Source organism: Bradyrhizobium sp. 197, from assembly GCF_023073375.1.
In the GTDB taxonomy this organism is placed as follows: domain Bacteria; phylum Pseudomonadota; class Alphaproteobacteria; order Rhizobiales; family Xanthobacteraceae; genus Bradyrhizobium.
This window is the reverse complement of sequence record NZ_JADPJJ010000119.1, coordinates 52,891-65,789: the sequence shown is the minus strand read 5'-3', so window position 1 is coordinate 65,789 and position 12,899 is coordinate 52,891. Positions and strand designations below refer to the sequence as shown.

Below are 12,899 nucleotides of genomic sequence, written 5' to 3'. Positions count from 1 at the left end.
TGGCGCGGGTTACTCCCGGGAAGAGCCGGGAAAGCCGGCTGCCTGGGTCTGTGAGGGCAAAGCCAAATGCCGAGCTACTCGACCGCGATCATAAGACTAGCGTACGTTGACTGGCGGCATCGACGCGGTCAGCCGCGGCACAAAGCCATCTTGGTGCCCGCCGCGTGCTGCCCACACCGGGCTCCCGGCAGATTGCCGCCAGTGCGGAGGAGCCCGCGCGATCGCGAGTGTACTTAGAGCTATGGACGCGATCGTTTCGTGCGTTTTTTCGTTGCGCGTGCAGCGTTAATGCGCCGAGTGCCTGTTGGGGCTGAAAAACATCGATCCGTTGCACGAGCAGAGTCGTGTTGGACGCTGAAGCGGCATGATCTTTCCCGATATCTTTGTGCGCATGGCCAATTAGTTTCGCATGGACGCTCTTGACCGTCATCGCTACTACCGCGGCAACGAGAGCCAATATAGATCGAGAGAAAGAATGATGGATGTGATTGATCAAGCGAACGGTTCGGAGTTGCCGCCCGTCCTGCAGAAGTCATCAAGACGCCTTCCGTGGGTTTTTGGATTTGTCGCCATCTTCATCGGGCTATGCGTTGGGGTTCCATTTTACTGGCCCCATATCGACCGAATGATCGAGGCGTTAGTGGCACGTGAAGTCGTCCCAATGCCGGCGTTGTCACCTGAAGACAAGGCGGCCCTTTCGGAGATTCGGTCGGGGCAACAGGAGGTGAGCGAGGAGCTTTCAGCGCTCAACCGCAACATCGATGCGCAGCAAGCCGATTTGAAACGGATGTTAGATCAAATCGCAGCCCTGGCCTCAAGAGTTGAGTCTCTGCAGAACATTGCTGCGCCTCTTTCTGCGGATATTCGTCCGCCAGCAGCCCAGGCCGCTTCAAAGCCGACTACAAGAGCCACTCGCCCGCCTAAAGCAGAAGGGCCCGTTTCCGTCGGGGGCGCGCCGCTGGTCCCCGAGCCGGAGACGGACCGCCGATGATCCAATGATGAGCGTCGAGCGTGCCAGACATGAGGATGCAATTCGAACTAGGAGCGAAGATTGCGGTGCTCACGTTCGGTCCTCCCAGGCGCGTTCGGTGAGGAGGACGAGAATGCGGCTCAACCGGTCGAGTCCGAGATCCCTTCTATGGCTCGGGTCTGCGAGGGCAGCCATGGCACCCGCCAGGCCCGCTGCACCGGACGGCGTGGTGGCAAGGCCATCATGGGCGGAGAGTACGCGGACAGCATCCACTAATTCCGCCTCGGGCACGGTGATGGCTCGAGCGCCGTGACGCCTGAGCACCGCAACGGCGGCCGCACTCGCCTGGCCGCAGGAGAGCATCTCCGCGGATGTTCGGAGATCGCCCATCACCCGAATCGGGCGACCGGCAGCGAGCGCGGGCGCAAGACACGCGGCGGTTTCCGGCGCGACCGTCACGATGCAGCCCGGAGATGCCAGCCAGCCCGAGAGGCCCTCGGCGATGGCAGCGGCGAGTCCGCCGACCCCAGCTTGTATAAAGACGTGTGTCGGACGCCGAAGGCCGGCGAAATCCACCTCATCGCGGATTTCCGCCGCCGTGACGCCGTATCCCGCCATGACGTCGCAAACGATGGGGTCGTTCGGATCGTCGGTCGTGTCGGCGACAAGAATGCCGGCGCCTTGGCAGGCCGCGGCTGCGGCCGCATCAACTGCATTGTCGTAGGTGCCCGGCACCCATACGATCTCGGCACCCTGATTCTCGATGCGGCGCGCGCGCGCGTTCGGCACGCCCTCGTGCAGGAACACGCGGGCAGGCGCCCCGGCAAAGCGCGCGGCGGCAGCTACCGCGAGCCCGTGATTGCCGTCACTGGCGCAGACCAGGGTCGGCTGCCCCTTAGGTCGGGCCGCGAGAAGGTCGGCTAACTGCATGCGCGAGGCCCGGGCGAGCGCGCGCAGCCCTGCATAGGTGCCACCAAGCGACTTGAAACTGCCGAGCATGCGGCGGCCCTCGTCTTTCGCTAGCACCTGCGCCACTCCGAGCCGCTCCGCAAGCGCCGGAAGGTTCAGGAGGGGTGTCGGCGCGTATGCGGGATCGAGGCGGCCAAGCTCGGCTGCGATCGAATTGACTGGTGAAGAGGAGGTGCTGTTCATGGATTGATCTTGCCCGCTACAGGTGACGGCTGCTGCTGGACCGTTGCACAGCAACTGTTTCCGTCGATCATATCAGCTGTATTTGCGAGCACCACCCTCGACGACTTCGATCGCGCGCTTTTCGCGGAGGCCCCTTTCGCGCTCGAGTCCGCCTACGCCTTAAATTGCGCATCTGCGCAATGATCTGAGAGTTTTATCGGCAGGAAGTCTCTGGGAGCCGTAAGAAGTTTGTGAGCAGCACGTGCCCTCTTTCCGCAAGTATCGCGATCTTGCTGTACTGTCCTGTCGGGACCTTGCCTCGGACTTCACAATCCGAGCCTGTTGGATCCATCACACTCACAGCTGCATGAGGTGCTCGTCACGTCTGCCTGAACCTGTGAGCTATATGCGCTGAAGACAAATGCGTTAACCTCAACAACGTGGGACGCTTGGTGAGCCACAACCGCAATACAAGCAATCGCGACAACGCGGGGTACATCCCGATCTCGCGTGACCAAATCACGCGTCCCCGATATGGCGCAACGTCGTGTCGCCGGTGGTGGTGTAGCTCGGTAGAGCAAAGCTCTCCGCACGCGCGCTGACCTGATCGACGAACCACATCCGCGCTCGCGCAACGGTATGGTCGACATTGCGATGGGCTCTGCCATGAGATCGGCTGCAATGTCAAAGATCACCGGAGCTTGATCTGCCCCCGTGCCGCGCCACCACAGCCGCACCGTGCGCGCATAGCCAGATGTCGTCGCCATGTCCCGCCCAAAAGAGCTCGACAGCACCACCGTATCGAGATCAACCCATTCAGCGTCGCTTGGCTTCCGGCAACACGAAGCTATCGCGAGCGAACGCTTTCGCGTCGATGTTGAACTCACGCAAGGTGACAGCATCGCTGGCGCGCCGGCAGGCTCAGTTTCGTGCGTCCATGAGCCCCGGGCAGCGAGGCCGTCGCATTCAGAAGCCAGTCTTCGCCCTCGCTGATACCGAGCTGGCCGATGTCGAGCAGAATTTCCCACAACGCGGCGCTCGAATTCTTCCAGAGTGGTTCGTCGCCAGAGGCCCCGCGGATTGCTGGTGCACTTCCAGAGATTGTAGAGATAGCCGCCACGCCGGCTAATATAAGATATAATGTCTGATCAATCGTAAATCGAGGCCAGCGCGTCCCGCTCCCGCTCGAATGCCGCTCCGTCAAACGTCTGCAACGTCTTGTAATTCTCCCGCTTGATAAATCTCAGCGCCTGCGCGCTTGCGATCTGTTCCAATCACAATATGGATCATCGTCTGGAGCCGAGAACGAGGGCTTTCCAGCCCGCCACTTTGTCTTCGCTCTTGCTTTGGTTGCAGTTCACTACCTCCAGTCCTGGCATTTAGGCGCACCGTGGGTCTGGCATCCGCGGTGAAGCGCCGTCTCTCGTAAGTTTCTACGACCTGACGAGACGTGAGATGCAAGGCTAGTCCTTCGACGCGGATGTCGCACGGCATCACAGCTTTAGTGCTGATGACAATACGCCCGCGGTTGGAGCGATCCCAGCGAAGCTCGACTGAAGGATTGCGGCGATGGCCCTCGCGACGCAGCCCGACGCGAGCGCCCATCTGCGGGATGCTGCTCCTGTTCGCGGATATCACGTCGCAGAACCAGCCGACGTTTCGAGCGAACAGTACTTAGGCTCCTTCGCCTGCGTAATCGAGGCGATCGTTTCCATCATCAAGGTCTGGTCCTCCCTGCATGTGCACTCTGTATTCGGAAAATGTGTGTTGTGTTCGATTCCGACGCGGCCGTGTTTCAATGCACGCTCGTGTGTCGCGAAAACGACATTCCGAAGCCGAGGCAGTGGCGGTTTACAGAGCGAAGGAAGTTCTGTCTTATTTTATATGCGATAAGTTTGGCTTCGGCGTGGGTGGCCGCTATTGAGTCACGCGGACGCCATGACATCGTGAACGAATCTCCATCACGTCAGCAAAAAGCCTATCGCCAACCGTGCTACTGTGAGGCCAGAAAGCCCGACCTTCAAGTTCAAATTTATCAATTCGCGCGTTGCGGGCTCCCCCGTCCGACTGCCACCTTTCACATCCGTAAGATTGGTTGTCTTTCCAACATCGCGCATACGCGCCAGATGTACCGAGGGAGCTCGCGCAGGAGCAAGTCGCTTCGCGTTTCACTGTGGAGAGAGACATCCGCAAAGCTTACCGGCATTGCCGTCGGACTTCCGACCGACATGCCCAAGACCTGGTTCGTGGCGCTCGCGGCCCTATCGAAGTGGGCGACGCCGCGAGGGGTGTGGCTGAGTCGACCGCGGACCACGTGGTCGTGCCGCCCGGCCACCCGACGGCCAAGCGCATGCCATGACGCGCAACACGATCGGTCGCTCAACGCATCGAGGGCGATCTCGAAGTTGGCCTCGATGTGGAGAGTGGGCGGGGCATGCGCGCGGAGGTGACGGCGCCGCTGTATCGCGACTTCGAGCACATCATCGAGGGGCGTCCGCCCCCGAGGCGCTGGCGCTGGCGCCGCGGATCCGCGGCATCTGCTCGGTCTCGCAGTCGGTCGCCGCGGCTGCCGCTCCTCGCGATGCGATGGCGGCCGAGGTCGCGCCGAACGGGATTCTCGCCACCAATCTCGCGCATGCGGCGGAGAATGCCGCCGATCATCTCACACACTTCTACATCTTCTTCATGCCGCATTTCGCTCGCGAGCCCTGTGCCGCGCATGCATGACGAGACACGGGACCGTTTCGCAGCGACGCGCGGCACTGCGGCACGCGATGTCTTGCCGGCGCGGGCGCAGCTGCCCGAACCCATGGGTATCTTCGCCGGGAAGTGGCTGCATAGTCTGGCCTTCTAGCCGGCCGATGACGGCGGCCCGCTGGAGCAGGCGCTGATCGGCACCGATCTCGGCCACGCCGGCGCACGCTCGGTTGCCATCCAGCACGTCGCGCGCTCGTTCGATCCCTGGATCGTGTGCACCGCGCATTGAGTGGTCTCTCGCGCGGGGGCGGAAAGTTCGTTGTCGCCTGAAATCGAATTGTTTCCGCTTTTCTCGGTCGCGGCACGCGCGCGCACCGCAATTCGAGCATTTCAAATCTGCGACAATTTGGTATCACTCTACTCTACTTTCCTTACCTCTTCCAGTGCTTGGCCTGCTTCTTGCTGTCCTTGGCGTCATAGACAAGTCAAAGCCGAGGCGAGAGGATTCATGGGCGCGGCGACGGAAACGTTTTACAGTGTGATCAGGCGACAAGGTATCACCCGTCGGAGCTTTCACAAATTTTGCAGCCTGACCGCGACGAGTCTCGGCCTCGGTCCGCTGGCGGCGAGCCGCATCGCGAACGCGCTCGAGACCAAGCCGCGCGTGCCGGTGATCTGGATGCACGGCCTCGAATGCACCTGCTGTTCCGAGAGCTTCATTCGTTCCGCGCACCCGCTGGTGAAGGATGCCGTGCTCTCGATGATCTCGCTCGACTATGACGACACCATCATGGCGGCCGCAGGCCACCAGGCGGAGGCGATCCTCGAAGAGACCCGCGCCAAGCACAAAGGGCAATATATTCTCGCAGTGGAAGGCAATCCGCCGCTGAACGAAGGCGGCATGTTCTGCATCGACGGCGGCAAGCCGTTCGTCGAGAAGCTGAAGATGATGGCGGAGGATGCGATGGCAATCATCGCCTGGGGCGCTTGCGCCTCGTGGGGGTGCGTGCAGGCGGCCAAGCCCAACCCGACGCAGGCGACGCCCATCGACAAGGTCATCCCCAACAAGCCGATTATCAAAGTGCCGGGATGCCCCCCGATCGCCGAAGTGATGACTGGCACTGTCACCTTCATCACCACTTTCGGCAAATTGCCCGAGCTCGACCGTCAGGGCCGGCCGAAGATGTTTTACTCGCAGCGCATCCACGACAAGTGCTACCGGCGGTCGCATTTCGACGCCGGCCAGTTCGTCGAGGAGTGGGACGACGAGGCGGCGCGCAAGGGCTATTGTCTCTACAAGATGGGCTGCAAGGGCCCGACGACCTACAACGCCTGCTCGACTGTGCGCTGGAATGGCGGCGTCTCCTTCCCGATTCAGTCGGGCCATGGCTGCATCGGCTGCTCGGAAGACGGATTCTGGGACAAGGGTTCGTTCTACGACCGTCTCACTAACATCAAGCAGTTCGGCATCGAGAAGAACGCCGACCAGATCGGCATGGTGGCGGCCGGAGCCGTCGGTGCGGCAGTCGCCGCGCATGCAGCGGTGACCGCGGTGAAGCGGTTGGCTGGCAAGCGCAAAGACGCGCACCGCACCAGCTAAGCGCCAAAGAGATCCAAGGGTAAGAAGATCATGGGTATCCAGACTCCCAACGGCTTCAATCTCGACAATTCCGGCAAGCGCATCGTGGTCGATCCGGTGACCCGTATCGAAGGTCACATGCGGGTCGAGGTCAATGTCGACGCCGACAACGTCATCCGAAACGCAGTCTCCACCGGCACGATGTGGCGCGGGATCGAGGTGATCCTGAAGAACCGCGATCCCCGCGACGCCTGGGCGTTCACGGAACGGATCTGCGGCGTCTGCACCGGCACGCACGCGCTGACCTCGGTGCGCGCGGTCGAGAACGCGCTCGGGATCACCATTCCGGAGAACGCCAATTCGATCCGCAATCTGATGCAGCTTGCCTTGCAGGTGCACGACCACGTCGTTCACTTCTATCACCTGCACGCGCTGGATTGGGTCGATTTGGTCTCCGCGCTTTCGGCCGACCCGCGGGCAACCTCGACCCTCGCGCAGTCGATCTCGAGCTGGCCGCTGTCGTCGCCGGGTTACTTCAAGGACCTGCAAACCCGTCTCAAGAAGTTCTTCGAGTCGGGGCAGTTGGGGCCCTTCAAGAACGGCTATTGGGGCAGCAAGGCGTACAAGCTGCCGCCTGAGGCCAATTTGATGGCGGTTGCGCACTATCTGGAGGCGCTCGATTTCCAGAAGGAGATCGTCAAGATCCACACCATCTTCGGCGGCAAGAATCCGCATCCGAACTGGCTCGTGGGCGGCGCGCCCTGTCCGATCAACGTCGACGGCACGGGCGCGGTCGGTGCCATCAACATCGAGCGCCTGAACCTGATCTCGTCGATCATCGATCGCCTGATCGAGTTCAACGAGCAGGTCTACCTGGCCGACGTGGCGGCGATCGGTTCGTTCTACAAGGACTGGCTCTACGGCGGCGGTCTTTCCGGCAAGAGCGTACTCTCTTATGGCGACGTGCCGGAACACGCCAACGACTACTCCTCCAAAAGCCTGAAGCTGCCGCGGGGCGCCATCATAAACGGCAATCTTTCGGAGGTGCTTCCCGTAGATCATGCCAACCCCGATGAGATCCAGGAGTTCGTGGTTCACTCCTGGTACAAATATCCCGACGAAACCAAGGGACTGCATCCCTGGGACGGCCTGACCGAGCCGAACTACGTGCTGGGACCCAATGCGAAAGGCACCAAGACCGCGATCGAGCAGCTCGATGAGGGCGGAAAATATTCATGGATCAAGGCGCCGCGCTGGCGGGGTCACGCCATGGAGGTCGGCCCGCTGGCGCGTTGGGTGGTGGGCTATGCGCAGAACAAGGCCGAGTTCAAGGATCCTGTCGACAAGTTCCTGAAGGATATGGACCTTCCGCTGTCGGCGCTATTCTCGACGCTCGGTCGCACGGCGGCGCGCGCGCTGGAGTCGGTCTGGGCCGGACGACAAATGCGCTACTTCCAGGACAAGCTCGTCGCCAACATCAAGGCCGGCGACAGCTCGACCGCGAACGTCGACAAGTGGAAGCCGGAGAGCTGGCCGAAGGAGGCCAAGGGTTTTGGCTTCACCGAGGCGCCGCGCGGCGCGCTGGGGCACTGGATAAGGATCAAGGAAGCCAAGATCGACAACTACCAGTGCGTGGTGCCGACCACCTGGAACGGCTCACCGCGCGATCCGCAAGGGAACATCGGTGCATTCGAGGCCTCGCTGATGAACACCCCGATGGTCAATCCCGAGCAGCCCTTAGAGATCCTGCGGACGATCCATTCCTTCGATCCGTGCCTGGCCTGCTCCACGCATGTCATGAGTCCGGACGGCCAGGAAATGGCCAGCGTCAAGATCAGGTGAAGCAGGGGGAAACGCCATGATGGATGTAGCTGCACGTCCGGCGGAAGCCGAGCCGGACCTCTCCGCGATAGCGGCCGAGGCGGCCGGCGAACATGCGGTCGGCCGTCCCGCCGTCTATGTCTACGAAGCGCCGGTGCGGATCTGCCACTGGGTGAACGCGTTCACGATCATCATGCTGATGGTGACTGGTTATCTGATAGGAACGCCATTGCCCTCGGTCGAGGGTGAGGCCTCGGCGAACTTCGTGATGGGCTATATCCGCTTTGCCCATTTCGCGGCGGGGCAGGTGCTGGCGGTGTTCTTCCTTGCCCGCATTCTGTGGGCCTTCGTCGGAAATCACCATTCCCGGCAGATTTTCTATCTGCCGGTGCATCGCAAGCACTTCTGGAAGGAAGTGCTGCATGAAATCCGCTGGTATGCGTTCCTGGAGCGCGAGCCAAAGATGTATGTCGGCCATAACCCGCTGGCGCGGACGGCGATGTTCACGGGCTTCACGCTGTTCGTGGCGTTCATGATCGTTACCGGCTTTGCGCTCTATTCGGAAGGTGCGGGCATCGACAGTTGGCAGCACAAGCTGTTCGGCTGGGTGTTCGCCATCTGGCCGAACAGCCAGGACGTTCACACCTGGCATCATCTCGGCATGTGGGCGCTGGTCGTGTTCGTGATGGTGCACATCTACGCCGCGGTCCGTGAGGACGTCATGTCGCGCCAGAGCATCATCTCCTCGATGATCTCCGGCGAGCGGCAATTCCGCGACTGAGAAACTGGAATGATACCGATGCCGACATCTTCGCAAGCAAACCGCATCCTGGTGCTCGGCATCGGCAACATCCTGTGGGCCGACGAAGGCTTTGGCGTGCGCGCGGTGGAGGAATTCCACCGCCGCTACGCCGTGCCCGACAATGTCACCATTCTCGACGGCGGCACGCAGGGGCTCTACCTCGTGAACTACCTGGAGGATGCGGATCGTTTGATCGTGTTCGACGCGATCGACTATGGGCTCGAGCCCGGGCAGTTGAAGCTCGTTCGTGACGACGAGGTGCCGCGTTTCACCGGCGCCAAGAAGTTGAGCTTGCACCAGACCGGCTTCCAGGAGGTCATCAGCGCGGCCGACCTGCTTGGCCGTTGTCCGCGACATCTCGTATTGATCGGCTGCCAGCCGCTCGACGTCGAGGATTGGGGTGGGCCGCTGACGGAGCCGGTTCGCGATCAGATCGCGCCGGCGCTCGAGCTTGGTTGCGAGATCCTGGCCGAATGGGGCGTCGAGGTGATGCCGCGCACGGCGCCGTTGGCAGAATCGGAGCGGCTGCTCGCCAACGACATCGATCATCAGCATTATGAGATGAGGGGGCGGCCTGCCTGACCGGCTGCACCGTCGGAGATCCACCATGTGCCTCGGCTTGCCGATGACGATCGTTGAGACTGACGGGATATCGGCGCTGTGCGAGTTCCGAGGCGAGCAGCGGCGCGTTTCGATGCTGCTGCTCTCGAACCCGCCGGCCGGTGCCAGAGTGCTGGTCTCTATCGACACCGCCGTTCGGCTTCTGCATCAGGCCGAGGCGCTCCTGATCGGTGCCCCGATCGACGGTCTGGGCGCAGCGATCAATGGCGAGGATTGCGATCGCTTCTTCGCCGACCTCATTGACCGCGAGCCGCAACTGCCCGAGCATCTCCGGCTTGATTAGCGCGGCAGCCCGCTCCGCGAGAGCCCGCGACCTCGCTGGAAGATAAATGTCTATCTGCTAAGTTCATTTTCATCCGATATGGAAATTAGCTTTCCGTCTTGGGATTGATACATCTCCTGTCGTGGAAATATATGATTCAAATCAATTAGATAAATCAGGAAAGGTGATAACCGTCCTTGGCACGTACCTTGCTGATCGCTGTTCCCAGCAGAATCATAAGCTTGTCAGGGGAGGTCTGATGAAATTACAGCAGCGAAGGCAGGATCTGGCGCGGCGTGGCTTGCCCGAGGTGGATGCTGCGACGGTCGATCGTTTTCTGAATACGACCGACCAGGCCCGCGCCATCGCCGTGTTGCTGTCGGCGGGAGACCCCGCGCGTTTTCCGGAGGCGATCGATGTCGCGGTCGTGCTGCCGGAGCTGATCGAGGCATTCAAGGGTCGGTTGCGTGCCGCGGTGATCGCCCGCGGTGCCGAGAGCGAACTCGGCCACCGTTTTGGCGTGCGCGTGCAGCCGACGCTGATCTTTGTCGCCAACGGCGAGACACTCGAGCTGATCGCGAAGATCCAGGACTGGTCAATCTATGTCGACCGCATCACCAAGCTGATCGACCGTCCGCGCGGCACGAGCGCCGTTGTCATGACAACCATCGTTCCCCAGCACCGCCAGGGTGTTGAACTATGAAAGCGGGTTTCTGGACTGCGCCCGAGGGCGCGGAGCAGCCGATCAACGTGTTTCCGATCGGCGATGAGAGCCTGAACGCGACGGGCGGCAGCCTGACCGCGGCCGGTGCCTTGGCCAAGCTTGCCACGCTCGACAGCGCGGAACTCGCCAGGATCTGCCCGAACGCCATCGAGCTGTTGTCGAAGGTGGCCGCAGCGATCGCGAGCCAGAAGGCCGACATGCCGACGCAACTGTTTCGGCTTAGCAATCTCAACGATCTCGAGCGCAAGCTGATTGCCGACGTGATGGGCGAGGGCGAAGCGGCCGCCGTGGTTGAGCTGCCCGATGGATCGTTGGCGCAGATCCAGGAATCTGTGCTGGCCGGGATCTGGCGCGTGCGGCTCGCGAGCGACGCCAATCACGAATATCTCGAGGTCGGGCCGATCCCGGAGATCGTGAAGCGCGCCGCTGCCGATCTCACGGCTGCGGATTTCGAGATCGGGCAGGCGCCCGAAGGGGCCATGAACGTGCTGCCGGTGCTTGCGGAAATCCGCGAGCGGGCGCTCGCATGGCGGCCGGGCATCCGCTCGCAGATCATCAATTTCACGCTGCTGCCGATGAGCCCGGTCGACATGAGTTTTCTCCAGGACACGATCAAGAACGGGCCGATCCAACTGCGTTCTCGCGGCTACGGTACCTGCCGGGTGCTCTCCACGGGCATCCGCAATGTCTGGTCGGTGCAGTTCTTCAACGCCATGGACACCGTCATCCTCGATACGCTGGAGGTCGGCGGCGTGCCCACGGCGGCGATTGCGGCTAACGAGGATTTCGAGGACTCGGCTGAGCGGCTTCAGGAGATGATCGAGGCCTATTTCAAATGAGCGGGTTCGAGAATTTTGGGGTGCGCCAGGACGTCGCTGATGTCACGCGGCTGGAATGCAGCATCTGCTGGACGGTCTATGATCCCAGCGATGGCGACGGGGTGGCACAGATCGCGCCCGGCACTCCGTTCGCGGCGTTGCCGAAAGACTGGTGCTGCCCGAACTGCGACTCTCCAAAATCCAAGTTCATGGCGCTCCAGTCATGACGGCAGATGCGCAAATTCCTGCCAGCGACGCCAACGCCGAAGCGTGGGGCGAGCTCTTGGCAGGAAGCTATCGGGAGATCGGCGAGCGCGCGATGCGCGATCTGCCGATCTACAACGACGCGCTCGGCGTCGAAGCGGTCGGTTTCCGCTGGTTCAACGGCACGACGATCGGCATCATGGTCACGCCCTGGTTCATGAACGTGGTGATCCCGGCGGGCGCGATCGCGCGGGATACTTCGGGCCCGAGCTTGCAAATCCGCTTCCCTGCGGGCGATGTCGAATTCACTCTCAGCGAGGTCGGACAAATGGGCCTGATCGCGAGCTGCTCGCTGTTCTCGCCGATGTTCCAGTTTGCGGACATGGTCGCCGCGCGGGCGACGGCCGAAGCGACCTTCGCCGAGCTGATGCTGCCGGCCAACAGCGAGGAGGCGGTCCGTCGTCGCGAGCCCGCAACAAGCCCGATCGATCGGGGTAACTTCCTGCGCGGTGTTCTGACGGAGCGGTGCGGATGAGCCTGGCCTTCCGGAACGAGATCGACATCACGGTGTGGCTCGCCGGCGGCACGATCGCCGACGTTGCAATCCGGCCGCGCAGCCGGCCGCCGTTGACGCGCTTGTTCGCGGGAAAGCTGGCCTCGTCACTGCCGTCGGTGCTGCCGCGTCTGTTCTCCCTGTGCTCGATGGCGCATCAGGTAGCTTTCCTGTCCGCGGTCGAGGCGGCGCGGGGCGAGGATGCCGGTCTCCAGATCGAGCGCGGTCGCGTCGTCGCTGTCGTCGCCGAACGCCTGACCGAATTGTTACGCGGCCTGTGCGTTGGCCGTCTCACGCTTGACGGCGCCGGCGCCGCAGCGGTTCGTGCCATGATGGAGGCCACGGCCGTTCTGGGTGGCAGCATCGCCGAGCGCGGGGAGGCGGTCTCGCGCCGCGAGGCGGTGGCGAAGATCAGGGCATCGCTCACCGCGCTCGGGATCGCGAGCGAGGAGCAAACCCCCGGGGCCGGCAGCGCGCTGGCGGTACATCTTGCGAATTTCGATGGCGATGCCTTGTTGCCGCCGGTCGTCGAACAGTCATTCCTGTCGGCAGCCGACGATCTCGAAATCGTCATGCGGCTGCTCGCCGATGGCGCGATATTCTCCGATGCGCCTGATCTCCATGGCCGGATTCCGGAGACCGGCGTCTGGGCGCGGCGGGTTAGGCGCGAGCCGATCCTGCCGCCGGGCGCGGGGCCGCCGAGCGTCTGAAGGCGCG

Annotated in this window: 12 protein-coding genes and 2 pseudogenes; 13 read left to right on the top strand and 1 reads right to left on the bottom strand. The window is 62.3% G+C overall.

Going from position 1 to position 12,899, the window contains the following annotated elements:
* Positions 1-475 precede the first annotated feature (475 nt).
* Positions 476-991 carry a hypothetical protein gene (locus IVB27_RS27385; protein WP_247446160.1) on the top strand — a complete coding sequence of 172 codons (516 nt, stop codon included), beginning with the start codon at positions 476-478 and terminating at the stop codon, positions 989-991.
* A 69-nt stretch (positions 992-1,060) separates the two neighbouring features.
* Here the strand turns inward: IVB27_RS27385 and IVB27_RS27380 are convergent, their stop codons facing one another.
* On the bottom strand, positions 1,061-2,122 hold the full coding sequence (locus IVB27_RS27380; RefSeq protein WP_247446158.1) for a pyridoxal-phosphate dependent enzyme: 1,062 nt from the start codon (positions 2,120-2,122) through the stop codon (positions 1,061-1,063).
* A 2,165-nt stretch (positions 2,123-4,287) separates the two neighbouring features.
* On the opposite strand from IVB27_RS27380, the pseudogene IVB27_RS27375 reads away from it, so the two are divergent.
* From IVB27_RS27375 to IVB27_RS27320, 12 genes and pseudogenes are all read left to right on the top strand, one after another.
* Positions 4,288-4,460 (top strand): annotated as a pseudogene (locus tag IVB27_RS27375) (NADH-quinone oxidoreductase subunit B family protein); the annotation flags it as partial.
* Positions 4,457-4,952 (top strand): annotated as a pseudogene (locus IVB27_RS27370) (nickel-dependent hydrogenase large subunit); the annotation flags it as partial. The pseudogenes IVB27_RS27375 and IVB27_RS27370, both read left to right, overlap by 4 nt.
* Before the next feature lie 354 nt (positions 4,953-5,306).
* Positions 5,307-6,398 carry a hydrogenase small subunit gene (locus IVB27_RS27365; protein WP_247350400.1) on the top strand — a complete coding sequence of 364 codons (1,092 nt, stop codon included), beginning with the start codon at positions 5,307-5,309 and terminating at the stop codon, positions 6,396-6,398.
* A gap of 30 nt (positions 6,399-6,428) precedes the next feature.
* Complete coding sequence (locus tag IVB27_RS27360; protein WP_247350403.1) at positions 6,429-8,219, top strand: nickel-dependent hydrogenase large subunit; 1,791 nt, start codon at positions 6,429-6,431, stop codon at positions 8,217-8,219.
* Positions 8,220-8,235: 16 nt separating this feature from the next.
* Positions 8,236-8,979, top strand: coding sequence for a Ni/Fe-hydrogenase, b-type cytochrome subunit (gene cybH, locus IVB27_RS27355; RefSeq protein WP_247350405.1), 744 nt, complete (start codon positions 8,236-8,238; stop codon positions 8,977-8,979).
* Positions 8,980-8,997: 18 nt separating this feature from the next.
* Positions 8,998-9,582, top strand: a complete 585-nt coding sequence (locus IVB27_RS27350; RefSeq protein WP_247446157.1) for a hydrogenase maturation protease HybD family protein — start codon at positions 8,998-9,000, stop codon at positions 9,580-9,582.
* A 25-nt stretch (positions 9,583-9,607) separates the two neighbouring features.
* Entirely contained in the window at positions 9,608-9,904 is a 297-nt protein-coding gene (locus tag IVB27_RS27345) for a HypC/HybG/HupF family hydrogenase formation chaperone (RefSeq protein ID WP_247446156.1), read from the top strand.
* 238 nt (positions 9,905-10,142) lie between these two features.
* Positions 10,143-10,586, top strand: coding sequence for a thioredoxin domain-containing protein (locus IVB27_RS27340; RefSeq protein WP_247446182.1), 444 nt, complete (start codon positions 10,143-10,145; stop codon positions 10,584-10,586).
* Positions 10,583-11,446, top strand: a complete 864-nt coding sequence (locus IVB27_RS27335) for a hydrogenase expression/formation protein (RefSeq protein WP_247446155.1) — start codon at positions 10,583-10,585, stop codon at positions 11,444-11,446. The genes IVB27_RS27340 and IVB27_RS27335 overlap by 4 nt, the downstream gene beginning before the upstream one ends.
* Positions 11,443-11,652, top strand: a complete 210-nt coding sequence (locus IVB27_RS27330) for a rubredoxin (RefSeq protein ID WP_247446154.1) — start codon at positions 11,443-11,445, stop codon at positions 11,650-11,652. The genes IVB27_RS27335 and IVB27_RS27330 overlap by 4 nt, the downstream gene beginning before the upstream one ends.
* Positions 11,649-12,164, top strand: coding sequence for a [NiFe]-hydrogenase assembly chaperone HybE (gene hybE, locus IVB27_RS27325; protein WP_247446153.1), 516 nt, complete (start codon positions 11,649-11,651; stop codon positions 12,162-12,164). Before IVB27_RS27330 ends, hybE begins: the two co-directional genes overlap by 4 nt.
* Complete coding sequence (locus IVB27_RS27320) at positions 12,161-12,892, top strand: hypothetical protein (protein ID WP_247446152.1); 732 nt, start codon at positions 12,161-12,163, stop codon at positions 12,890-12,892. The genes hybE and IVB27_RS27320 overlap by 4 nt, the downstream gene beginning before the upstream one ends.
* Positions 12,893-12,899 lie beyond the last annotated feature (7 nt).